General features: G+C 71.9%; 18 protein-coding genes. 13 read left to right on the plus strand and 5 right to left on the minus strand.

Annotated elements, in window-relative coordinates; translation table 11 throughout:
• Positions 1 to 103: 103 nt before the first annotated feature.
• Entirely contained in the window at positions 104 to 1,303 is a 1,200-nt protein-coding gene (locus tag ACFZDJ_RS02405) for a bifunctional adenosylcobinamide kinase/adenosylcobinamide-phosphate guanylyltransferase (protein ID WP_391055497.1), read from the plus strand.
• A gap of 27 nt (positions 1,304 to 1,330) precedes the next feature.
• Here the strand turns inward: ACFZDJ_RS02405 and ACFZDJ_RS02410 are convergent, their stop codons facing one another.
• Positions 1,331 to 2,395, minus strand: a complete 1,065-nt coding sequence (locus tag ACFZDJ_RS02410; protein ID WP_390928020.1) for a methyltransferase domain-containing protein — start codon at positions 2,393 to 2,395, stop codon at positions 1,331 to 1,333.
• A gap of 152 nt (positions 2,396 to 2,547) precedes the next feature.
• On the opposite strand from ACFZDJ_RS02410, the gene cobT reads away from it, so the two are divergent.
• The 3 genes from cobT (at position 2,548) to ACFZDJ_RS02425 (ending at position 6,516) form a co-directional block, all read left to right on the plus strand.
• A complete protein-coding gene (gene cobT / locus ACFZDJ_RS02415; RefSeq protein WP_391055500.1) occupies positions 2,548 to 3,645 on the plus strand; it encodes a nicotinate-nucleotide--dimethylbenzimidazole phosphoribosyltransferase in 1,098 nt (365 codons plus the stop codon).
• 251 nt (positions 3,646 to 3,896) lie between these two features.
• On the plus strand, positions 3,897 to 5,693 hold the full coding sequence (locus ACFZDJ_RS02420) for a phosphatidylglycerol lysyltransferase domain-containing protein (protein ID WP_384923985.1): 1,797 nt from the start codon (positions 3,897 to 3,899) through the stop codon (positions 5,691 to 5,693).
• Between the two features lie 70 nt (positions 5,694 to 5,763).
• Positions 5,764 to 6,516, plus strand: a complete 753-nt coding sequence (locus ACFZDJ_RS02425) for a hypothetical protein (RefSeq protein ID WP_390928014.1) — start codon at positions 5,764 to 5,766, stop codon at positions 6,514 to 6,516.
• Here the strand turns inward: ACFZDJ_RS02425 and ACFZDJ_RS02430 are convergent.
• Positions 6,459 to 7,223 (minus strand): hypothetical protein, encoded by a 765-nt coding sequence (locus ACFZDJ_RS02430; RefSeq protein WP_168508249.1) that lies wholly within the window; start codon positions 7,221 to 7,223, stop codon positions 6,459 to 6,461. The two genes, ACFZDJ_RS02425 and ACFZDJ_RS02430, sit on opposite strands and share 58 nt — an antisense overlap.
• An 84-nt stretch (positions 7,224 to 7,307) precedes the next feature.
• Here ACFZDJ_RS02430 and ACFZDJ_RS02435 point away from each other — a divergent pair, with 84 nt between their 5' ends.
• From ACFZDJ_RS02435 to sucB, 4 genes are all read left to right on the plus strand, one after another.
• Complete coding sequence (locus ACFZDJ_RS02435; protein ID WP_384923979.1) at positions 7,308 to 8,090, plus strand: adenosylcobinamide-GDP ribazoletransferase; 783 nt, start codon at positions 7,308 to 7,310, stop codon at positions 8,088 to 8,090.
• A 175-nt stretch (positions 8,091 to 8,265) separates the two neighbouring features.
• Positions 8,266 to 9,795, plus strand: coding sequence for a leucyl aminopeptidase (locus ACFZDJ_RS02440; protein ID WP_384923977.1), 1,530 nt, complete (start codon positions 8,266 to 8,268; stop codon positions 9,793 to 9,795).
• Positions 9,796 to 10,055: 260 nt separating this feature from the next.
• Positions 10,056 to 11,444 (plus strand): dihydrolipoyl dehydrogenase, encoded by a 1,389-nt coding sequence (gene lpdA / locus ACFZDJ_RS02445; protein ID WP_168490671.1) that lies wholly within the window; start codon positions 10,056 to 10,058, stop codon positions 11,442 to 11,444.
• A 91-nt stretch (positions 11,445 to 11,535) separates the two neighbouring features.
• Entirely contained in the window at positions 11,536 to 13,350 is a 1,815-nt protein-coding gene (gene sucB / locus ACFZDJ_RS02450; protein ID WP_391055504.1) for a 2-oxoglutarate dehydrogenase, E2 component, dihydrolipoamide succinyltransferase, read from the plus strand.
• Between the two features lie 69 nt (positions 13,351 to 13,419).
• Here sucB and ACFZDJ_RS02455 read toward each other — a convergent pair whose 3' ends face one another.
• On the minus strand, positions 13,420 to 14,106 hold the full coding sequence (locus ACFZDJ_RS02455; RefSeq protein WP_391055507.1) for a hypothetical protein: 687 nt from the start codon (positions 14,104 to 14,106) through the stop codon (positions 13,420 to 13,422).
• Between the two features lie 290 nt (positions 14,107 to 14,396).
• Here ACFZDJ_RS02455 and ACFZDJ_RS02460 point away from each other — a divergent pair, with 290 nt between their 5' ends.
• From ACFZDJ_RS02460 to ACFZDJ_RS02475, 4 genes are all read left to right on the plus strand, one after another.
• Positions 14,397 to 15,020: a GntR family transcriptional regulator gene (locus ACFZDJ_RS02460; protein ID WP_054230749.1), complete on the plus strand. Its 624-nt coding sequence runs from the start codon at positions 14,397 to 14,399 to the stop codon at positions 15,018 to 15,020.
• 264 nt (positions 15,021 to 15,284) lie between these two features.
• Positions 15,285 to 17,996 carry a pyruvate dehydrogenase (acetyl-transferring), homodimeric type gene (gene aceE, locus ACFZDJ_RS02465; RefSeq protein WP_384926436.1) on the plus strand — a complete coding sequence of 904 codons (2,712 nt, stop codon included), beginning with the start codon at positions 15,285 to 15,287 and terminating at the stop codon, positions 17,994 to 17,996.
• Between the two features lie 142 nt (positions 17,997 to 18,138).
• A complete protein-coding gene (locus ACFZDJ_RS02470; protein ID WP_391055510.1) occupies positions 18,139 to 19,125 on the plus strand; it encodes a WYL domain-containing protein in 987 nt (328 codons plus the stop codon).
• Between the two features lie 121 nt (positions 19,126 to 19,246).
• A complete protein-coding gene (locus ACFZDJ_RS02475) occupies positions 19,247 to 19,765 on the plus strand; it encodes a DUF4240 domain-containing protein (protein WP_168517175.1) in 519 nt (172 codons plus the stop codon).
• On the opposite strand, the gene ACFZDJ_RS02480 is transcribed toward ACFZDJ_RS02475, so the two are convergent.
• Positions 19,732 to 20,046 (minus strand): hypothetical protein, encoded by a 315-nt coding sequence (locus ACFZDJ_RS02480; RefSeq protein WP_391055512.1) that lies wholly within the window; start codon positions 20,044 to 20,046, stop codon positions 19,732 to 19,734. The genes ACFZDJ_RS02475 and ACFZDJ_RS02480 overlap by 34 nt on opposite strands.
• A 228-nt stretch (positions 20,047 to 20,274) precedes the next feature.
• Positions 20,275 to 21,087 (minus strand): N-acetylmuramoyl-L-alanine amidase, encoded by an 813-nt coding sequence (locus ACFZDJ_RS02485; RefSeq protein WP_390928001.1) that lies wholly within the window; start codon positions 21,085 to 21,087, stop codon positions 20,275 to 20,277.
• A gap of 187 nt (positions 21,088 to 21,274) precedes the next feature.
• On the opposite strand from ACFZDJ_RS02485, the gene ACFZDJ_RS02490 reads away from it, so the two are divergent.
• The gene (locus ACFZDJ_RS02490) at positions 21,275 to 22,459 is read left to right on the plus strand and encodes a MarP family serine protease (RefSeq protein WP_384926432.1); all 1,185 of its coding nucleotides are present in this window, start codon (positions 21,275 to 21,277) and stop codon (positions 22,457 to 22,459) included.

The following is a 22,459-nucleotide window of genomic DNA, read 5'->3' on the forward strand; positions in this document are numbered from 1 at the left end:
ATCGCGAGTCGCGGCACGCGTCGCGGGTCCTGAACGGCCCAGCGCGCCTGCGGGCGCTGCACCCGAACGCGCGCCACCCACGGTGACACGGGAAAATCAGGGCGTGGAACTGACTCTGCTCGGCACCGGCGCCCCCGAGGGCCTGCCCCGTCCCGACTGTCCCTGTGCGGCCTGTGCGAGTGCGCTCGGCGAGGACGCGCGGGCGGCCACCGCGCTGCTCGTGGACGGCACCCTGCTGCTCGACCTCACGCCCGGCGCCGCGTTCGCCGCGGCCCGCGCCGGGCACTCGCTGGGCGGCGTACGGCAGGTCCTGCTCTCGCATCCGCACGACGGGCCCGCCGTCGAGGTGCCGGCCGGGCTGCCGCAGCCCGTACGGGTTCCGGACGGCAGCGAGCTGGCGCTGCTGACCGGACACCGGGTGCGGGCGGTGCCGATGGACTCGCCCGGCACGGGGTACGCGGTGACCGGGCCGGACGGACAGCGGCTGCTGTATCTGCCGCCGGGCGCGGCGCCCGCGGGACTGGACGAGAACGGCGACTCGTACGCCATGGTGGTCGCCGATGTGGTGGGGCGGCCGGACGCCCTGGCGAAGCTGCGCGCGGTCGGGGCCGTCGGGCCGACGACGGACGTGATCGCGGTCCACCTCGACCACGACGTGCCGCCGGGCCCCGAACTGCGGCGGCGGCTCGCTGCGGCGGGCGCGCGGGCGGTGCCGGACGGGACGACGCTGGACTTGGGCGTCTACGAGGACGTACCCGACGTACCGCGCCGCACCCTCGTGCTCGGCGGGGCGCGTTCGGGCAAGTCGGTGGAGGCGGAACGACGTCTGGAGTCCTTCCCCGAGGTGCTGTACGTCGCGACGGGCGGATCTCGCAACGGGGACAACGAGTGGGCGTCGCGCGTGCACGCCCACCGTGAGCGGCGGCCCGGCTCCTGGCGCACGGTGGAGACCTGCGACCTGGTGCCGCTCCTGGAGGGCTCCGGTCCTCCCCTTCTCGTCGACTGCCTCTCCCTCTGGCTCACGGACGCGATGGACTCCGTGAACGCGTGGGACGACGCGGAGTGGGCCGGCGGCGGCGAACGCGCGCTGCGCGCCCGCGTCGAGGAACTCACCTCCGCCGTCCGCAACACGCGCCGCACCCTCGTCGCCGTCTCCAACGAGGTCGGCTCCGGCATCGTCCCCGCCACCGCCTCCGGACGCCGCTACCGCGACGAACTCGGCCGCCTGAACGCGGGGTTCGCGGCGGAGTGCGAGCACGTGCTGTTGGTGGTGGCGGGGCAGGCGCTGGCATTGCGGGGCTGACCGGGACCGACCGGGGCTGACCGGGTCTCAGGATTGCCTGCGGGCGATGATCCGGAAGGCGTTCGAGAAGCGGGTGCGGCGGAAGACCGGGGCCATCGCGTGGTCCAGGGCGGAGACCGAGGCGAGCAGCGGGACGCTCACCCGGGCCAGGGCCGTGTGCAGGATGCGCTGGAGCGGGGTCGGCGGGGCGGGGCGCCAGGGGGCGTCGAGGTCGGGCAGGACGCGGCCGAGGGCCAGCGCGAGGGCGCCGGCGAGGTCGTACGGGATGTGCGGTTCGCGGCGGTCCGTCGCGACGATCTCGCAGCCGAGGGACTCCAGTTCGCCCAGCAGGTTGGACAGCGGCATCAGGTGCAGATGGCGCGGCTGGCCGTACGACACCCACCACCTGCCCAGCAGCGCGCCGAACGCGCAGTCGGGGTCGGGCACTTCGACGAGGAGGTGACCGCCGGGCCGCAGGACCGTCAGGGCGGCGCGCAGTTCCTCGCGCGGGTCGCGGGTGTGCTCCAGATGGTGGAACATGCTCACGACGTCGTAGCGGGCGCTCAGCCGCCCGATGATCCGCGGGTCGGTGAGCCGGCCGCGGTGGGCCTCCTCGATGTGTCCGGCCGCCCGTGCCTTCTCGACCCGCCGGGTGGGGTCGAGGCCGTCGAAGGACGTGTACGGATGGACCTCCCGGGCGACGGCCGGGAAGTGCCCGTGCCCGGTGCCGACGTCGAGCCAGCTCTCCGGCTCGGCGTACCGGAGCAGCGCGCGGGCGGCGGCCCGGTGGCGCCCTCTGCTGCCGCGGGCGCCGAGGAGCCGGTCGGTGAGGCCGTCGAGTCCCTCGTGGAAGTCCCGGTGGTAGAAGGCCAGCCCCTCCGCGCTGAGCCGGGGGTTCTGGAAGGCGTGCGAGCAGTCCGCGCACTCGTCGACGACGAACGTGCCGGGCTTGCGCTGCACCTGGTCCGGCGTCCGCAACCGGGTGCGCAGCCGCTTCGAGCCGCACCAGGGACAGTCCTCCCGGCGCGGCTCATGGAACCGGTCGGTGCCTTGGGCGAGTTCGGCCGCGTAGGCGGCGCGGCGCTCGGCGCTCGGGGGTGGCGTGGGGGGCATGGACGCTCCTGGGGACGGCAGGGTGGGGGGGACGGCGGGGCGCGCGATCGAGCCGTACGACAATCCGACACAAACCGTACGTATCGGATCGTGATCCGGGGTGCAACGACGTGGCGCGGACGTGTTCGATCGCTGCCGGTACTGTTCGGCGAATGAGCTCGCTTAATCTCGACGACTTCACCGATCTGATCGAGCGCCCCGACGGAGGCGTGCGCCGGGACGCCGAGGCGCGCCGGGAGCGCCAGATCGTGCCGCCCGGGGCGCTGGGCCGCCTCGACGAACTGGGTGAGTGGCTGGCGGCGGCGCAGTCCGCGGTGCCGGTGCGGCCGATCGAGCACCCGCGTGTGGTGCTGTTCGCGGGCGACCACGGGGTCGCCGAACTCGGTGTGTCGGCGCGGCCCGCGGGCACCGCCGACCGGTTGGTGCGGGCGGTCCTGGAGGGCGCGAGCCCCGCGGCGGTGCTGGCGCGCCGGCTCGGCGTGCCGGTACGGGTCGTCGACATGGCGCTGGACTGCGATCCGCAGGAGCTGCCCGCCGAGGTCGCAGGGCATCGGGTGCGGCGCGGGTCGGGGCGGATCGACGTCGAGGACGCGCTGACCCTGGAGGAGGCGGAGGCCGCGTTCCGGGCGGGGGTCGCGGTCGCGGACGAGGAGGCGGACTCCGGTACGGATCTGGTGGTGCTCGGCGATGTGAGCGTCGGCGGGACGACCGCGGCGGCCGTGCTGGTCGCGGCGCTGTGCGGGACCGACGCCTCCGTGGTCACCGGGCGGGGCGGGCGGCCCATCGACGACCTCGCGTGGATGCGCAAGTGCGCGGCCGTGCGGGACGCCTTGCGGCGGGCCCGGCCGGTGCTCGGGGATCAGCTGCAGCTGCTCGCGGTGGTGGGCGGCGCCGATCTCGCGGCGATGACGGGGTTCTTGTTGCAGAGCGCGGTGCGGAAGATGCCGGTGATCCTCGACGGGGTCGTCTCGGCCGCGTGCGCCCTCGTGGGGCAGCGCGTCGCCTTCCGGGCGCCGGACTGGTGGCTGGCCGGCCAGAACAGTGGCGAGCCGGCCCAGGCGAAGGCCCTGGACCGTATGGCCCTCGAACCCCTGCTCGACCACGGGGTCACGGTCGGCGAGGGTGCGGGAGCCCTCCTCGCCCTCCCCCTCGTCCAGGCCGCCGCCGCCCTCTCCGCCGAACTCCCGGAGACGCCGGCCCCCGAGCCCGCGGCCGAGCCCGAGGCCGAGGCCTCCGACCAGAACGAGTGAACAGCCCCGCCCTCGAACGCCGGACGGGCTGAAAGACGCGGGCGGGGGCGAGTGGGGCACGCCCCGCGCCCTCGCCCGTAAACGCCGCCCGCCCCGAAGCCCTTTGGGGCACGGGGAACCGCGCGCCCGGCCCCCACCGACCGGCAGCCAAGAACCGCGCGCGAAACCCACCCCGCAACAGAATCCCGGACCGCATCACCCGTACCGCCCCTCCCCCGCACGACACACCCTGCCCCATATCATCGCCCTTTATGGGAGATGCCCGAATTGCCGCTGACCAGGAGCGAGTCCCGGCCCGTCAGGGTGAAGGGGACCACCTGTCCACAGGCGCGTCACGCAGAGCCGCCGCCTTCGCGGTCTGGTACCTGCGGGCCGTCGCGTTCATCAACTTCCTGAGCGCCGCGTGGGTGTCGCTCGGACAGGACGTACGGCGCCACAACACCGAGAACTTCTTCACCCCGTACCTGCTGACGGCAGGATTCGCGTCGGGTGTGTTCACCATGTTCCTGGCCATCACGATGCGCCGCCGCAAACGGGCCGCGTGGATCCTCAACTTCGTGCTCAGCGGACTGTTCCTGATGCTGTTCGCCGTCGCGATGACCTTCCCGGAGATCCGCCAGTACGCCCAGAACTGGGTCTCGATCGCCCTGACCGCCGCCTTCGTCGTCTCGCTCGTCGTCGGCCGCCGGGAGTTCTACGCGAAGGGCGACCGGTCGAACCCCAAGCTCGCCGCGGCCGTCGCCGTCGGCGGACTGCTCGTCGCCTCCCTGCTCGCCGCACTGCTGGTGACCGTCACCAACAGCGCGCAGGACGCCTACCGTTCGACCTTCTGGGACCGCTGGCGCTACGGCGCCCTGCGACTGGTCTCCGTCGCCGCCGACGACTCCCGCTTCCCCGGCCTGGAGATCGCCAACTGGGTCAACGTCACCATCAACGTGCTCAGCACCCTGCTGGTCCTCGCCGTGTTCTACGCCGCCTTCCGCTCCCGCCGCGCCGTCGACCCGCTCACCGAGAACGACGAGAACCGGCTGCGCACCCTGCTCGACCGGCACGGCGACCGCGACTCGCTGGGCTACTTCGCGCTGCGCCGGGAGAAGAGCGTGATCTGGTCGCCGACCGGCAAGGCCGCGGTCGCGTACCGCGTCGTCGGCGGGGTCTCACTGGCCTCCGGCGACCCGATCGGCGACCCGGAGGCGTGGCCCGGCGCCATCGAGCCCTGGCTCGCCGAGGCCCGCGCGCACGGCTGGATCCCGGCGGTGATGGGAGCGAGCGAGGAGGCGGGGACCGTCTACTCACGGCACGGGCTCGACGCCCTCGAACTCGGTGACGAGGCGATCGTCGAGACCGCCGAATTCACCCTCGATGGACGCGCCATGCGCACGGTCCGGCAGGCCTACAACCGGGTCAAGCGGGCCGGGTACGAGGTGCGCATCCGCCGGCACGAGGACATCCCGGCCGACGAGATGACGTACCTCCTGCGGCGTGCCGACGACTGGCGGGACGGGGCGACCGAACGCGGGTTCAGCATGGCGCTCGGACGGCTCGGCGACCCGGACGACGGACGGTGCGTGATGCTGGAATGCACCGATGGGGAGGGAGAGTTGCGGGCGCTGCTGTCCTTCGTGCCGTGGGGGCCGCAGGGGCTCTCGCTCGATCTGATGCGGCGTGACCGGGACGCCGAGAACGGGTTGATGGAGTTCATGGTGATCGAACTCCTGCGCCGCGCCCAGGAGATCGGGATCACTCAGGTCTCGCTCAACTTCGCCATGTTCCGTTCCGTCTTCGAACGTGGTGGACGGCTCGGCGCCGGGCCGGTGCTGCGGCTGTGGCGTTCCCTGCTCAGTTTCTTCTCGCGCTGGTGGCAGATCGAGTCGCTGTACCGGGCCAACGCCAAGTACCGGCCGATCTGGGAACCCCGGTTCCTGCTCTTCGAGAAGAGCGCGGACCTGCTGCGTATCGGCCTCGCGGCCGCGCGCGCCGAGGGGTTTCTCGAAGCACCCGGACTGCCGAAGTGGCTGCACCGCAGGCACCTGGAGTCGCATCGATGACGGCGACCGGACGGACGGGGCGAGCCTGCCGGACGGGGACCGGGACAGCAGGACAGATGGAGACCACTGCATGAACACCCTCGCCCGCCTCGCCCGCGCCGAATGGGGACTGCTGTACGTCACCGTGCGCGAGGCACTCGCCGGACAGCGTTGGCGGGCGATGCCGGTGACGCTCGGGGCCGTCTTACTGACGGCCCTCCTCCAGTTCGTGCAGAACCAGCCCTGGGGCTTCCAGTTCGTGCAGGACATCGGCTCCGTGCGGGCCGAGGAGCCGCTCTGGCTCGCCCTGCTGCGCACCCCGCTCTCCCTGTTCGTGCCGGCCCTCGACCTGCCGGTGTGGGGTGCGCTGCTGCAGCTCCTCATCGTGTTCGGGATCGCCGAGATCTGTCTGGGCTGGTGGCGGATGCTCGTCATCGCGTACGCCGCCACGCTGGCCGGCACGCTCTACGCGCGCGTGGCGATCTCGCTGAGCCCGGACAACCCCCTGGGGCTGCCCCCGACGGACGCGCAGGTCGTGGACACCGGGCCCTCGGCGGCCGTGGTCGGCCTCGCCGTGTTCGTCGCCTGGCGCTATCGGGCGTACTGGACGGGGTGGGGGGTGGCCGCGGCGATGGTGATCGAGGTGGCGCTCAAGGGGAACCTCGCGGGCAAGGAGCACATCGCCGCGCTCGCCGCGGTCTTCGTGCTGTACGGGATCTCGATCCTGCGTCACCGTCACCGTCACCACCACCGCCACCAACACCGCCACCGTCACCACCACCACCGTCACCGGCGGCCGGGCAGGGACCGGACGGGATCCGGTTTTCCGCCGATCCAGTCCTGAAGCTTGCGGCGCGGGCCGAACCAGCGGCGGTCGTGGTGGTAGGCGCGCAGGATCGACCTGGCCCGGGCGCGCGGCCTGCGGCGGTAGAAGCGCCTGGCCCACGGGGAGACCGGGCGGGCCAGCCGGACGGCGCCGATGAGGGCGACGAACGGGACGATCACGCCGAAGATCGCCATGCGGGCCTTGCCCTTGCTCAGGGCGAGCAGGGCGAAGAGGAAGTTCACGGCGACGCTCACGATGACCCCGCCGCGGTCCTGGAGTTCCTCCTGGGTCATGTCGTTGACCCCGAACGGCAGGAAACCACCGAGCACCAGACCGACGAGGGCCGCCGTGACCATGACGACCTCGACGCTCTTGCGGCCCTCCTCGCTCCAGTACACGTCGTCGAGGTGCAGGATCAGCGCGAACTCGTCGAGCACCAGCCCGGCGCCCATCCCGAACACCACCGCGAACAGGGCGGCGCCGAAGCCGCCGTGCCGGGAGCTGGCCACCGCGCCGAAGCCGCCGATCACAGTCAGGACGACGCCGGGCACGACGTGGTGGATGTGCAGACCACCCGCCTTGACGTTGCCGAACGGACCCTTGCCCGCGCGGATGAGGCGGACGATGACACGGGTGATCACGAAGGTCAGCACGAAGGAGGCGAGTGCCAGCAGAAGCGGCAGCTTTCCCGGTTCGATGATGTTCCTCTGCAACCAATGACCCATATTGCGCACTTTATCCGTGGCTTCGTGCCCGGCCGCCGCACCCGTCCTCGGCGGGCCCGCCACCGCCCCGGGTACCCTGCGCCGGTGTCCAGGACCCCTCTCCCCCACGGCCTCCGCTTCGCCTTCGGCACCCTGACCGTGCTCCCGGTCACGGTCACCCGCTGGGACCGTGAGGCGGCGCGCGGCGGAATGCTGTGCGCCCCCGTCGCCGGGCTGGTCGTCGGGGCGGGCGCGGCCCTGGTGGGCGTAACGCTGCTCGCGATGGGCGCGGGCCCGCTGCTGGCCGCCGTCGCCACCGCCGCCGTACCCGCCGCGCTCACCCGTGGTCTGCATCTCGACGGACTCGCCGACACCGCGGACGGCCTCGGCAGCGGCAAGCCGGCCGAGGACGCGCTGCGGATCATGAAGCAGTCCGACATCGGCCCGTTCGGCGTGATCACCCTGCTCTTCGTGCTGCTGGCACAGGTCGCCGCGCTCTTCCAGGCCTACGAGGCCTCGTGGGCGCGGGGTGTGCTCGCGGCCGTCGTCTCGGCGACCGCGGCCCGTCTCGCCCTCACCCTGGCCGCGCGCACCGGGGTGCCCCCGGCCCGCCCCGAGGGCCTGGGTGCCGCGGTCGCGGGCACGGTGCCCGTGCGCGGCGCCCTGCTGGTGGCCCTCGCCGTCGCCGTCGCGGCGGCCGGCGCCGGCGCGCTCCTCGGCACGTACGACCTCGTACGCGCCCCCCTGGCCGTCCTCGCCGCCTGCGCGAGTGCCGAACTGCTCCTGCGCCACTGCACACGCCGCTTCGGCGGCGTCACGGGCGATGTCTTCGGCGGCCTCGCCGAGACGGCGGCGACCACCGCCCTCGTGGCGCTCTCCCTCGGCTGAACTTCCAGCGAGCGTGGAAATGAGCGAAACCCGGTGGCGCGCGTAGGCTCGTCCCGACTATGTGCCACCCAGGTAACGACACTCCCTGAGGCCGGATCTAGGGTCATTCGTCAGGGCCCGGTCGACCCATCCCTACTCGGCCGCAGCAAAACAATGGAAGCGAGATCTCACCACAGTGACTGCTCTGACTCTCAGCACCGCCGCGGCGTCCGGCCTGCGGGCCGACGCGATCGTCGTCGGTGTCGCGAAGGGCGCCAAGGGCCCGGTCGTCGCACCGGGTGCCGAGGCCGTGGACAAGGCGTACGACGGCGCACTCGCCGGAATCCTGGAGACCCTCGGCGCATCCGGCGGCGAGGGCGAGGTGACGAAGCTGCCCGCACCGACCGGTTTCAAGGCGCCCGTCGTCGTGGCCGTCGGACTGGGAGCCGTCCCGGAGAAGGACGACACGTTCAGTGCCGAGGCGCTGCGCCGCGCGGCCGGTGCCGCGGCCCGCGCGCTCGCCGGTGCCAAGAAGGCCGTCTTCGCCCTGCCGATCACCGACGCCGCCGACGCGGGTGTCCTGGCGGAGGGCGCGGCGCTCGGCGCGTACGCCTTCGACGCCTACAAGGAGACCGGCAAGAACGGCAAGGACGCGAAGAACGGCAAGGCCCCGCTCGCCGAGGTCACGCTGCTCGGCGGCAAGCCCCGGGACGCGGCGTACAAGGCGGCCCTCGCGCGCGCCACCGCCGTGACCGAGGAGCTCAACCGCGCCCGCGACCTCATCAACACCCCGCCGAACGACCTCTACCCCGAGGCGTTCGCCGCCGTCGCCACCGCCGCCGGCAAGGAGCACGGCATCAAGGTGCAGGTGCTCGACGAGAAGGCCCTCCAGAAGGGCGGCTTCGGCGGCATCCTCGGCGTCGGCGCGGGCTCGGCCGCCGCTCCCCGCCTGGTGAAGCTGTCGTACACCTCGCCGAAGGCGACCAAGCACCTCGCGTTCGTCGGCAAGGGCATCACCTACGACTCGGGCGGCATCTCCCTCAAGCCCGCCGGGCACAACGAGACGATGAAGTGCGACATGAGCGGCGCGGCGGCGGTCTTCGCCGCCGTGGTCGCCGCGGCGCGCCTCGGCCTCGAGGTCAACGTCACCGGCTGGCTGGCGCTCGCCGAGAACATGCCCTCCGGTTCCGCCACCCGCCCCGGTGACGTGCTGCGCATGTACAGCGGCAAGACCGTCGAGGTCCTCAACACCGACGCCGAGGGCCGTCTCGTGCTCGCCGACGCGCTGTGGAAGGCGTCCGAGGAGAAGCCGGACGCGATCATCGACGTGGCGACGCTGACCGGAGCGATGGTGCTCGCGCTCGGCAACCGCACCTTCGGCGTGATGGCCAACGACGACGCGTTCCGTACGGCGATCGTCGAGGCCGCGGACGAGGTCGGCGAGGAGTCCTGGCCGATGCCGCTGCCGGAGCACCTGCGCAAGGGGATGGACTCCCCGACCGCCGACATCGCCAACATGGGCGAGCGGATGGGCGGCGGCCTGGTCGCCGGTCTGTTCCTGAAGGAGTTCGTGGGCGAGGGCATCACGTGGGCGCACCTGGACATCGCCGGGCCCGCGTTCAACGAGTCCGGCCCCTTCGGCTACACGCCGAAGGGTGGTACGGGGTCGGCGGTGCGGACGCTGGTGCGGCTCGCCGAGCTGACCGCCGCGGGCGATCTCGGCTAGGGATGTGTCGCGGCCGCGGGTGATTCGCGGCCGATCGCGCAGTACCTCCGCGTCCCTGTCACGGCGCGGAGGTACCCCCTGTATTCGGACAGTGCGACTTCTCACACACCGGCCCGGCGTCTCGAACGCTCCGGACAAGTGCGAAGATGGGTTCTCGGCAGGACAGGGCCCCCACCACAGGGCCGAAGAAGAGCGGCCGGACACCAGCCGCCGACCGGTCACTGGAGACCGGCGTGGCGCACATGCATGGAGGACGTGACGTGGCGAACGACGCCAGCACCGTTTTCGACCTAGTGATCCTCGGCGGTGGCAGTGGCGGTTACGCCGCGGCGCTCCGCGGGGCGCAGCTGGGCCTGGACGTCGCCCTGATCGAGAAGGACAAGGTCGGAGGCACCTGCCTGCACCGGGGATGCATCCCCACCAAGGCCCTGCTGCACGCGGGCGAGATCGCCGACCAGGCCCGCGAGAGCGAGCAGTTCGGCGTCAAGGCCACCTTCGAGGGCATCGACGTCCCGGCCGTCCACAAGTACAAGGACGGGGTCATCTCGGGCCTTTACAAGGGCCTGCAGGGTCTCATCGCGTCCCGCAAGGTGACGTACATCGAGGGTGAGGGCCGACTGTCCTCCCCCACCTCGGTCGACGTGAACGGCCAGCGCATCCAGGGCCGCCACGTGCTGCTCGCGACCGGCTCCGTGCCGAAGTCGCTGCCGGGCCTGGTGATCGACGGCAACCGGATCATCTCCTCCGACCACGCGCTGGTCCTGGACCGCGTCCCGCAGTCCGCGATCGTGCTCGGCGGCGGTGTCATCGGCGTCGAGTTCGCCTCCGCGTGGAAGTCCTTCGGCACCGACGTGACGGTGATCGAGGGCCTCAAGCACCTCGTCCCGGTCGAGGACGAGAACTCCTCCAAGCTTCTTGAGCGCGCGTTCCGCAAGCGCGGCATCAAGTTCAACCTGGGCACCTTCTTCTCGAAGGCCGAGTACACCCAGAACGGTGTCAAGGTCACCCTCGCCGACGGCAAGGAGTTCGAGGCCGAGGTCCTGCTCGTCGCCGTCGGCCGCGGCCCGGTCTCGGCCGGCCTCGGCTACGAGGAGCAGGGCGTCGCGATGGACCGCGGCTATGTCCTGGTCGACGAGTACATGCGGACGAACGTCCCGACCATCTCCGCCGTCGGTGACCTGGTCCCCACGCTCCAGCTCGCGCACGTCGGCTTCGCCGAGGGCATCCTGGTGGCAGAGCGTCTGGCCGGCCTCAAGACCGTTCCGATCGATTACGACGGCGTGCCCCGGGTGACGTACTGCCACCCCGAGGTCGCCTCCGTGGGCATCACCGAGGCCAAGGCCAAGGAGCTCTACGGCGCGGACAAGGTCGTCGCCCTGAAGTACAACCTCGCGGGCAACGGCAAGAGCAAGATCCTCAACACCGCGGGCGAGATCAAGCTCGTCCAGGTGAAGGACGGTGCCGTGGTCGGCGTCCACATGGTCGGCGACCGTATGGGCGAGCAGGTCGGCGAAGCCCAGCTGATCTACAACTGGGAGGCGCTGCCCGCCGAGGTCGCCCAGCTCATCCACGCCCACCCGACGCAGAACGAGGCGCTCGGCGAGGCCCACCTCGCCCTCGCGGGCAAGCCGCTGCACTCGCACGACTGATCGAGCCCCGGCTGTTTTCAGTCACCGCGTCGCCCCTGGGCGCGACGACGACCACAGACTTCCGCACCATTCGTAAGGAGCAACAGAAACCATGGCGGTTTCCGTAACCCTTCCGGCGCTCGGTGAGAGCGTCACCGAGGGCACTGTCACTCGCTGGCTGAAGGCCGAGGGCGAGCGCGTCGAGGCCGACGAGCCGCTGCTCGAGGTGTCGACCGACAAGGTCGACACCGAGATCCCCTCCCCCGCCGCCGGTGTGCTCGCCTCCATCAAGGTCGCCGAGGACGAGACGGTCGAGGTCGGCGCCGAGCTGGCCGTCATCGACGACGGCACGGGCGCGCCCGCCGCCGCCCCCGCTCCGGCCGCCGAGCCCGTGGCCGCCCCGGCTCCGGCTCCGGCCGCTCCCGCCCCGGTCGCCGAGGCCCCCGCGGCTCCGGCCGCCCCGGCCCCCGCCGCCCCCGCCGCTCCGGCCGGTGGCGCCTCCGGTACCGACGTCGTGCTGCCCGCGCTGGGCGAGTCGGTCACCGAGGGCACCGTCACCCGCTGGCTGAAGGAGGTCGGCGAGGAGGTCGCGGAGGACGAGCCGCTGCTCGAGGTCTCCACGGACAAGGTCGACACCGAGATCCCGTCGCCGGTGGCCGGCGTCCTGCTGGAGATCCTGGTCGCCGAGGACGAGACCGCCGAGGTCGGCGCGAAGCTCGCCGTCGTCGGCGCGCCCGGCGCCGCTCCGGCCGCCGCAGCCCCCGCGGCTCCGGCTGCCCCCGCCGCCGCTCCGGCCGCCCCCGCCGCGCCCGCGGCTCCGGCTCCGGCCCCCGCTGTTCCGGCCGCCCCGGCCGCTGCCGCCCCGGCTCCGGTCCAGCCCGTGGCTCCGGCCCCGGTCGCACCCGCCGCTCCGGCTCCCGCGCCGGTCGCCGCGCCCGCCCCTGTCACCCCGGCTCCGGCTCCGGCCGCGCAGGCCACCGACGAGGGCGCGTACGTGACCCCGCTGGTGCGCAAGCTCGCCGCGGAGAACTACGTCGACCTGGCCTCCGTCAAGGGCACCGGAGTCGGCGGCCGTATCCGCAAGCAGGACGTCCTCGCCGCCGCCGAGGCCGCGAAGGCCGCCGCCGCTGCCCCGGCTCCGGCCGCTGCCGCTGTGACTGCCGGTGGCCATGCGGCCAAGAAGGCGCCGGCCCTCGAGGTCTCCCCGCTGCGCGGTCAGACCGTCAAGATGACCCGCATCCGCAAGGTCATCGGCGACAACATGGTGAAGGCCCTGCACGAGCAGGCCCAGCTGTCCTCGGTCGTCGAGGTCGACATCACCCGCCTGATGAAGCTCCGCGCGCAGGCGAAGGACTCCTTCGCGGCCCGCGAGGGCGTCAAGCTCTCCCCGATGCCGTTCTTCGTGAAGGCGGCGGCCCAGGCGCTGAAGGCCCACCCGGCCGTCAACGCCCGGATCAACGTGGACGAGGGCACGATCACCTACTTCGACACCGAGAACATCGGTATCGCGGTGGACTCGGAGAAGGGCCTGATGACCCCGGTCATCAAGCACGCGGGCGACCTGAACATCGCCGGCATCGCCAAGGCCACCGCCGACCTGGCGGGCAAGGTCCGGGCGAACAAGATCACTCCGGACGAGCTGTCCGGCGGGACCTTCACCATCTCCAACACCGGCTCGCGCGGCGCGCTCTTCGACACGATCATCGTGCCCCCGAACCAGGTCGCGATCCTCGGCATCGGTGCCACCGTCAAGCGTCCGGCCGTCATCGAGACGGAGGAGGGTACGGTCATCGGCGTCCGCGACATGACCTACCTGACGCTCTCCTACGACCACCGTCTGGTGGACGGCGCCGACGCGGCCCGTTACCTGACCGCGGTCAAGGCGATCCTGGAGGCGGGCGAGTTCGAGGTCGAGCTCGGCCTGTAACCAACCCCGCTCGCGCGCTGCCCCCGTTCGGAACCTTCCGGGCGGGGGCTTCGCGTGTGCGCGGACGGGTCACCGCGGCTTCAGAGCGCTGTCCGACCACAGCACCAGCGTCTCCACCCACATGTTCGGGATCTCCGTCGGGTAGGCGGGTGTCAGGTGCCGCGTCCGGTACGCCCTGAGGACGTCGTACGTGGCGTCCAGACAGTCGCGCGAGCCGAGGTCCCCCGTCTGCGGGTCGACGCCGACGAGAAAGCCCCGCTCCTCGACCGTACGGATCATGGCGCGGGCGGCCTTCACGTCACTGGTCGACGAGTCGGTGCAGCGGTAGCGGCTGTACGGGTGGGTGGACTTCCCTGGAATGGGGGTCCCCCCTGCTCGAGCGAAGCCGAGAGCTTGGGGGAGCGCGTCACGTGACATGTCGCCGAACATCCGCGCGTACGTGCCCTCCGCGTGCCAGGCGCCGATGTCGCCGCCGGGCGGGGTGTAGAGCGCGTTCGACGGGTTCTCCACCGCGCCGTACACCCAGCGGTCGGTGCCGGTGATCCGGAAACCCCAGCCGACGTGCCCGAACTTCTGCGCGCCGTCCGGCTTGACGAAGACACACGCTCCGCCGGAGGCGACCGAGGTGCCGTGGGCCCGCGTCGCACCCGGCCGCGCGGCCGCCCCCGTGTCCACCGGCCCGCACGCCGCCACGGCCGCGACCGCCCCGGCCACCAGAGCCCAGCGAAACGCCCGCTTCCGTCCCCATCCGCCCATGCCAACCCCCTGGCGTTCGCGGGAGCCCCCGTGGGAACCCCCGCGCCGAAACCCCTGTGCCGACCCACACACCGTGCGGGGCCCGCGGGTTCTCCGGGTGACACGGACGTGACGCCTCCGGGCCCCACCCGGTACGGCTCTTTACGTCCGCGGCCGCTCTGACAGCGTGTAAGTCTCGTCTCACCTGCATGAAAGCGCCCCCGTACGCCTCTCTCCGACGGGGATGCGGCCTTATTGTCTAAAGGTCAAACGCCCTTGGGGCCGGCCCACCCCCAACGAAGGAGCCCCTCATGACCGCGCCCGTCGTCCACTCGCTGCGCGAACAGATCCGCGAGCACATCGTGGAGGGGATCGTCAGCGGGCGCTGGAAGCCGGGTGAGCGGATCGTCGAGCGGCGGATCGCGACCGAGCTGGAGGTCAGCCAGACCCCGGTGCGGGAGGCACTGCGCGAACTGGAGTCGCTGCGGCTGATCGAGTCGGCACCCAACAAGGGTGTGCGCGTGCGCAACCTGACGGCCGCCGACCTGGAGGAGAGCTACCCCGTACGGGCCGGTCTGGAGGCCATCGCGGCGGAGCTGGCGGCCGAGCGGCTCGCCCAGGACTGCTCGGCCCTGGAGCCGCACGTCACGGCGCTGTACGAGGCCGACCGACTGTCGGACGGCACCGGCCAGGTCCGTCACACCGTCGCCTTCCACCGCGAACTCGTGCGCGCCGCGGGCAACTCCGTCCTCCTGCACACCTGGGAGGGTCTGGGCATCGAGGTCTTCACCGCCCTGTCCATCCGCTGGCTGGGAACCGTCCAGCAGTCGTACGCGGAGGAGCACGAGGCGCTCGTGGACGCCTTCCGGCGCCGGGATCCGCTGATCGCCGACCTGGTGAAGGCACACGTGCTGGGCTGCGCGCCGCGCCCGTGACACAACCGAGCACACCCATGCTCACCTGGGGAAACCCTGGGAATCCAAGGCACCCGGTGCCTGTCGTCAAGGCACCCCGTGCCGACTTTTGCGATACGAAGAGGTTTTCGCCTTCCACCCTTTGATCGATCATCGATCAGGGAGTTACAGTCAGCGCTGGGCTCCCACCAGAGCCCGCCGCCCTGTCCTGCCAAAGACATAAGGGCACCCCCGAAAACCCCTTGCCGATGAGGGAACCCCCCTCCGCATCCGGAAGGCGGCGCAATGACCGACCCCACCGCAATCCAGCCGAGCGAGCTCGACCAGCTCCCGGACCGCGACCCCGAGGAGACCGCCGAATGGCAGGCCTCCCTGGACGCCGTCACCCAGGCGGCCGGGCCGCACCGTGCCGCGTACCTGATGCGCCGCACGCTGGAGCGCGCCGAGGGCAACGGTCTCGCGCTGCCCAAGCTGCTTGAGACCGACTACGTCAACACCATCCCCACCGCCGCCGAGCCCGTCGTGGACGGCGACGAGGCGATGGAGGCCCGGATCACCGCCTGGAACCGCTGGAACGCGGCCGCGATGGTGACCCGGGGCGCGAAACACGGCGTCGGCGGCCACATCGCCACCTTCGCCTCCGCGGCCTGGCTCTACGAGACCGGCTTCAACCACTTCTTCAAGGGCAAGGAGTCCCAGGAGGCTCCCGGCTCCGGCGACCAGCTCTACATCCAGGGCCACGCCTCCCCCGGCATCTACGCCCGCGCCTTCCTCGACGGCCGGCTCACCGAGCAGCACCTCGACAACTTCCGCCAGGAGGCGGGCGGCAACGGCCTCCCGTCGTACCCGCACCCGCGGCGCCTGCCCTGGCTCTGGGAGTTCCCGACCGTCTCCATGGGCCTCGGCCCGCTGTCGGCGATCTACCAGGCGCGCTTCAACCGCTATCTGACCAGCCGCGGCATCAAGGACGTCTCGCAGTCCCACGTGTGGGCGTTCCTCGGCGACGGCGAGATGGACGAGCCCGAGTCGACCGCGGCACTCGCCCTCGCCTCCCGCGAGGGCCTGGACAACCTGACCTTCGTCATCAACTGCAACCTGCAGCGCCTCGACGGCCCGGTCCGCGCCAACTTCAAGATCGTGCAGGAGCTGGAGGCCCAGTTCCGCGGCGCCGGCTGGAACGTCGTGAAGTCGCTGTGGGGCTCGGCCTGGGACGAGCTGTTCCAGCTCGACACCACGGGCGCGCTCGTACGCCGCCTGCGCGAGGTACCCGACGCGCAGGTGCAGACGTACCAGACCCGCGACGCCGCCTACATCCGCCAGGACTTCTTCGGCGCCGACCCGGCGCTCGTCGAGATGGCGAAGCTGCTGAGCGACGACAAGATCACCGAGTGCTTCCACCTCTCCCGCGGCGGCCACGAGTCCCGCAAGGTGTACGCGGCCTACCGCGCCGCCCTCGCCCACAAGGGCGCGCCGACGGTGATCCTGGCCCAGACGGTCAAGGGCTTCACGCTCGGCGAGGGCTTCGCGTCCAAGAACGCCAACCACCAGATGAAGAAGCTGTCGACGGACGAGTTCAAGCAGATGCGGGACCTGCTCGAGCTGCCCATCTCCGACAGCCAGTTCGTCGACGGCCAGGTCCCCTACGGCCACCCGGGCGCCGACTCCCCCGAGGTCCGTTACCTCCAGGAGCGCCGCGCGGCCCTCGGCGGCCCGGCCCCGGCCCGCCGTACGCACGCGCTCGCCCCGCTGCCCGCCCCCGCCGACAAGGCGTTCGCGTCCTTCGACAAGGGCTCCGGCTCGCAGAACGTGGCGACCACGATGGCCTTCGTCCGCCTGATCAAGGACCTCGTCCGCGACAAGGAGACCGGGAAGCGCTGGGTGCCGATCGTCCCCGACGAGGCACGCACCTTCGGCATGGAGAGCCTCTTCCCCTCCCTCGGCATCTACTCGCCCAAGGGCCAGACGTACGAGCCGGTCGACCGCGACCAGCTGATGTACTACAAGGAGGCCAAGGACGGCCAGATCCTCAACGAGGGGATCACCGAGGCCGGCTCCATGGCGGACTTCATCGCCGCGTCCACCGCGTACGCCACGCACGGCGAGGCGATGATCCCCTTCTACATCTTCTACTCGATGTTCGGCTGGCAGCGCACGGCGGACCAGATGTGGCAGCTCGGCGACCAGCTCGGCCGCGGCTTCCTGGTCGGCGCCACGGCAGGCCGTACGACGCTGACGGGCGAGGGCCTCCAGCACGCCGACGGCCACTCCCCGGTCATCGCGGCGACCAACCCGGCCGCCCTGTCCTACGACCCGGCGTTCGCGTACGAGATCGCGACGATCGTCAAGGACGGTCTGCGCCGGATGTACGGCGAGGCGGCCCCGGGCGAGGACTCGAACGTCTTCTACTACCTGACGGTCTACAACGAGCCGATGCCGCAGCCCGCCAAGCCGGCCGGCCTCGGTATCGACGAGGGCATCGTCAAGGGCCTCTACCGCTTCAACACGGCCGAGTCGGCGGGCCTGTCCCCCGTCGCCAACGCCCCGCGCATCCAGCTGCTGGGCTCCGGCACGGCGATCCACTGGACCCTCCAGGCGCAGAAGCTGCTCGCCGAGGAGTGGGGCGTGGCCGCCGACGTGTGGTCCGCGACCTCCTGGACGGAGCTGCGGCGCGACGCGCTGGAGGCCGACGCGGCCCTGCTGCGCGGCGAGGAGCGGGTGCCGTTCGTCCGTCAGGCGCTGCACGGCGCCGAGGGCCCGGTGCTCGCGGTCTCCGACTACATGCGCCAGGTCCCGGACCAGATCGCGCAGTGGGTCGAGCAGGACTACTCCTCGCTCGGTGCCGACGGCTTCGGCCTCTCCGACACCCGTGAGGCGGCCCGCCGCCACTTCGGCGTCGACGCGCAGTCGATCGTCGTCGCGGCGCTGGCGCAGCTGGCACGACGGGGCGAGGCCAAGGCGTCCGCGGTGAAGGAAGCGCGGGAGCGCTACGGGCTCTGACGGTCCGCCTGTTGCATGAGGGGCGCGGTGGCTACGGCCGCCGCGCCCTTCGGCGTTCCCGCGCGCTCTTCGGCGTTCCCGCACGCTCTTCGGCGTTGCGGCGCGCCCCTTCGCTGTCAGTGGGGCCCGGCATCATGGCCGTATGCGTGCTGCCCGCCTGATCAAGATGGTGCTGCTGCTCCAGTCGCGGCCGTCGATGACCGCCGCCGAGCTGGCGCGGGAGCTGGAGGTCTCCGAACGGACGATCACGCGGGACGCGCAGGCGCTGTCGGAGGCGGGGGTTCCGGTGTACGCGGACCGGGGCAGGGCCGGGGGCTACCGCCTGATCGGCGGCTACCGCACCCGGCTGACGGGCCTGGCCCGGACGGAGGCGGAGGCGCTGTTCCTGAGCGGGGTGCCGGGGGCCCTGCGGGACATGGGTCTGCAGGACGCGGCCTCCGCCGCGCGCCTGAAGGTGTCCGCCGCCCTCCTCCCCTCCCTGCGGGACGCCTCGCGGGCGGCGGGACAGCGGTTCCATCTGGACGCGCCCGCGTGGTTCAACGAGCCCGAGACGCCCGAGCTGCTGCCCGCGGTCGCGGAGGCGGTCTGGGACGACCGCCGGATCACCGCGGGGTACCGGCGCGGGACGGCCGAGGTGGAGCGGGTGCTCGAACCGTACGGGCTCGTGCTGAAGGCGGGCGTCTGGTACCTGTGCGCGCGGGTGCCCGAGCCCGGGTCCGCCGGATCCGGCCCCTTCCGGGTCTACCGGATCGACCGCTTCACGGAGGTGAAGCCCGCCACGGAGCGCTTCACCCGGGAGGACGGGTTCGACCTGCCCGGGTTCTGGGCGGAGCGGGCCGAGCAGTTCGCACGGTCCATCCTGCGGGCGGAGGCCGTCGTACGGCTGTCTCCGGAGGGCGTGAGGAGACTTCCGTACGTCGTCGACCCCGCGTCGGCGAGAGAGGTGCTGGGCGAGTGCGGTGCCCCTGACGGGCGGGGCTGGGTGACGGTCGTTCTCCCCGTCGAGTCCGAGGAGGTCGCCCATGGGCAACTGACGGGGCTCGGGCCCGAGGTGGAGGTGGTCTCCCCCGCGGCGCTGCGGGACCGTTTCGCGGGGGATGCGGTGCGGCTGGCGGCGCTGTACCGGTGACTGGGGAGTGCCTCGGGAAAGCGGCTCGTAGCTGGCGGTCTTACCGTCGGCATGTGCACGCATAACAATCTGCGGCACTCCGCGTGCGTCACTCCCGTTCAGGCCCGATGCTGGACCCGTGATGGACGAGACGGAGTTCTGGGAGCTGGTGGACACGACCCGCGAGGCCGTCGAGGGCGACCCCGAGGACCACGCCGACCTGCTCGTCGAGCGGCTCGTCCAGCGGGACCCGGACGCCGTGCTCGACTTCGCCCGTCACTTCGAGGCCCGCTACAACCGCGCCTACCGCTGGGATCTGTGGGGCGCGGCGTGGGTTCTGCTCGACGGGGTGAGCGACGACGCCTTCGACTTCTTCCGGTGCTGGCTGATCGGCCAGGGCCGGGAGGTCTTCGAGGGCGCGATGCACGACCCCGACGCGCTCGCCGATCTCCTGGACGACTTCGACGAGGAGCTCGACGGGGACGGTGAGGAGCTCGGGTACGCCGCGGACGAGGCGTACGAGCAGCTGACCGGGGTCGTCGCGCCCGACCTGGGCATTCCGCCGGCGTCGCCCGAGCCGGAGGGGACGCCGCTGGACTTCGAGAACGAGTCCGTGCTGGCCGAGCGCTATCCCAAGCTGTGGGAGCGCTTCAGAGACTGAGGCAAGGTGGCGTACGGGGTGACGTACGGCAGGTGTGCCTCGTGGTTCTTGTGGTTCTTGTGGTTTTCGTGGTTCTTGTGGTTTTCGTGATTCTCGTGGGCGTGGTACGGAGGTGCGGCGTTGGCTCGGTCCAGTGCCGAGGCGGTGGCGGCGGCGGGTCCCACGAGGACCGTCACCACAGCGCAGGCCACGGTCCACGGGGTACGCAAAGCGGTGCTCCAACCGCCCGCGCCGGCCGCCTTGTTCGCCTTGCCCGCCTTCTCAGTACGCCTGCTGCTCATCTTCCCCACCTCCAGTCGGCTGTTACGAGAAGGACACTAGGGAGCGGCGATCTGAGACACCGTTGACTCGACTGTGGGCTGTCTGTGAACGGTTCCTCGCCCCCCGCCGCCCCTACCCGTCCCATCCCTGGGGGCTACGCCCCCAGCCCCCCTATCGGCCTGAACGGCCTCGTCCTCAAACGCCGGACGGGCTGAGGCTTTCCGGGGCGCGGGGAACCGCGTGAGCGGTCAGCGGCCCTGGAGGTGGGCGGCTCGGGAGCGGATTCCGGGGAGTTGGGACGTCAGCGCCGCGCCGGGGCAGTTGGTCATGAAGCCCGCGTCGTGGCCGGCCAGCGTGGGCAGAACCGCACTCGTACCGGCGGTGTAACGGCTGAGGTCGTTGCTGGAGACGAGCCGCACCGTGGCACGGGGATCCACGTCGGACAGCCCCAGCTTCCACGCCGCCAACACGGCGATCGCCTCGGTCATCGCCCGCGGCACCGGCGTCCCCGCCCCGAACGTACCGATGGCCGCGATCCCCGCGGTGCCATGGTTGAACCCCTGCGTATGCGCACCGGTGACGGCCCGGTCGACCCCACCCGCCCGCCCCTCGTAGATCGTGCCGCAGCGGTCGACGAGGAAGTTGTACCCGATGTCGTCCCACCGCCGGACACCGGTCTGACCGGCGTAGAGGGAGCGGATGATGCGGGGCACGTCGGCGCACCTGTACGCGTTCGGCGAGTCGGTGTGGTGCACGAAGACCGCGACGACCTGGTCGTCGTAGCGGGCGGGTGGCTGCGCGTGCGTGCTCCTGGCGTCCAGCCACCGCGACCGGGGCACGATGACCGGCCGCGCCGCGCGATGCGGACCCGCGGGCAGGGGCGCGGCCACCGGCCGCTCGCGCTCGACGACCGTCCGGTCGACCCCCGCCGCACACACCACCAGCGCGAGCACGGCGAGCAGACCGGGCACGCACCCGAGCACGACGACGACGGCACGCCGCGTCCACACCCTCCGCGCGAGCCGCGCCCAGGCCCCCCGCGCCTTTCGGAAGACACGCATGGAGCCACCCTGGCCCGGTTCCGATCCCCCCGCGATGTGTGCTGTGCCACCTGGTGGAACCATCGCCCTGGTCCGGGACGTTTTTACAGGTCCACGCACACGTGGCCGTTTCCCGGCTCCACGCGCGCGTGCCTGATCACTGGGCCTGCCCCACGCGTACTAAGGGGCCCAAGAGAAAGGCGGCTCCGTGGACCTGCTCGACATCCTGCTGTTGCTGGTGATCCTTGCCTACGCGGCGTCCGGCTACCGGCGCGGGCTGGTCGCCGGCTGTGTCTCGCTGGCCGGTTTCGTGGGCGGTGCCGTCATCGGCGTATGGGTGCTGCCGTGGATGATGGACCTGGTGACGGCGGGGACGTCGGCGGCGACGGTGACGGCCGTGCTGACGGTGCTGGTGCCCGCCGTGGTGGGCCACGAGCTGGCGGGCCGGCTGGCGCTGAAGCTGCGCCGCGAGCTGGATCAGGGGCCGCTGCGGGTGGCCGACGGGGTCGGCGGGGCGGCGGCGAACACGGTGGCGGTGCTGCTGGTGGCCTGGGTCGCCGCGAGCGTCCTGGGAGCCTCCTCGTCCACCCTCATCACCCAGTCGATCCGCAACTCCGCGCTGCTGGGCGCCGTACAGACGGCGATGCCGGACACGACGCCCACCTGGTTCTCACGGGCCACCTCGGCGCTGACGGAGGCGGGCTTCCCGCAGGTCTTCAACCCGTTCGAGAACGAGCCGACGGCGGGTGTCGCGAAGCCCTCCGGCGACAGCGTCACCGCGGCCGCGACGAGCGCCGCCAAGCGCAGCACGGTGAAGATCGAGGGCGCCGCGGGCAACCAGGGCCGGGAGGGCAGCGGGTTCGCGTACGCGGCGCAGCACGTGATGACCAACGCCCATGTGGTGGCGGGCATCGACAACCCGACCGTGCGGGTGGGCGGTGTGGGCCGCGTGTACTCGGCGCGGGTGGTGTTCTTCGATCCGCGCAAGGACGTCGCGGTCCTGTACGTACCGGACCTCAGGGTCCCCCTCCTGCGCTTCGACGACAGCGCCAAGCGCGGCGACTCGGCGGTCGTCGCGGGGTATCCGCAGGACGGCGGTCTGGATCTCCAGGCGGCCACGGTCGCAGGCCGGATCAACGCACGGGGCCAGAACATCTACAACTCGAGCATGGTCACCCGGGAGATCTACTCCATCCGCTCCACCGTCCGCCCCGGCAACTCCGGCGGCCCGCTCCTCACCACCGACGGCAGGGTGTACGGCGTCGTGTTCGCCCGCTCGACCTCGGACAACGAGACGGGTTACGTCCTGACGGCCGACGAGGTCGCGGGCGACGCCCGGCGGGCGGCGGCCGCGACGACACCGGTGGACACCGGCGACCTGATCACCTCGTAG

This window comes from Streptomyces sp. NPDC007896, assembly GCF_042959425.1.
GTDB lineage: Bacteria > Actinomycetota > Actinomycetes > Streptomycetales > Streptomycetaceae > Streptomyces.

Coding starts and splice junctions, on each gene's coding strand:
- ACFZDJ_RS02420 (WP_384923985.1), top strand. CDS start 3,897: ATGGGAGATGCCCGAATTGCCGCTGACCAGGAGCGAGTCCCGGCCCGT.
- ACFZDJ_RS02470 (WP_391055510.1), top strand. CDS start 18,139: ATGCGTGCTGCCCGCCTGATCAAGATGGTGCTGCTGCTCCAGTCGCGG.
- ACFZDJ_RS02455 (WP_391055507.1), bottom strand. CDS start 14,106: ATGGGCGGATGGGGACGGAAGCGGGCGTTTCGCTGGGCTCTGGTGGCC.
- aceE (WP_384926436.1), top strand. CDS start 15,285: ATGACCGACCCCACCGCAATCCAGCCGAGCGAGCTCGACCAGCTCCCG.
- ACFZDJ_RS02485 (WP_390928001.1), bottom strand. CDS start 21,087: ATGCGTGTCTTCCGAAAGGCGCGGGGGGCCTGGGCGCGGCTCGCGCGG.
- cobT (WP_391055500.1), top strand. CDS start 2,548: ATGAGCTCGCTTAATCTCGACGACTTCACCGATCTGATCGAGCGCCCC.
- ACFZDJ_RS02460 (WP_054230749.1), top strand. CDS start 14,397: ATGACCGCGCCCGTCGTCCACTCGCTGCGCGAACAGATCCGCGAGCAC.
- sucB (WP_391055504.1), top strand. CDS start 11,536: ATGGCGGTTTCCGTAACCCTTCCGGCGCTCGGTGAGAGCGTCACCGAG.
- ACFZDJ_RS02425 (WP_390928014.1), top strand. CDS start 5,764: ATGAACACCCTCGCCCGCCTCGCCCGCGCCGAATGGGGACTGCTGTAC.
- ACFZDJ_RS02430 (WP_168508249.1), bottom strand. CDS start 7,223: ATGGGTCATTGGTTGCAGAGGAACATCATCGAACCGGGAAAGCTGCCG.
- ACFZDJ_RS02475 (WP_168517175.1), top strand. CDS start 19,247: ATGGACGAGACGGAGTTCTGGGAGCTGGTGGACACGACCCGCGAGGCC.
- ACFZDJ_RS02410 (WP_390928020.1), bottom strand. CDS start 2,395: ATGCCCCCCACGCCACCCCCGAGCGCCGAGCGCCGCGCCGCCTACGCG.
- ACFZDJ_RS02480 (WP_391055512.1), bottom strand. CDS start 20,046: ATGAGCAGCAGGCGTACTGAGAAGGCGGGCAAGGCGAACAAGGCGGCC.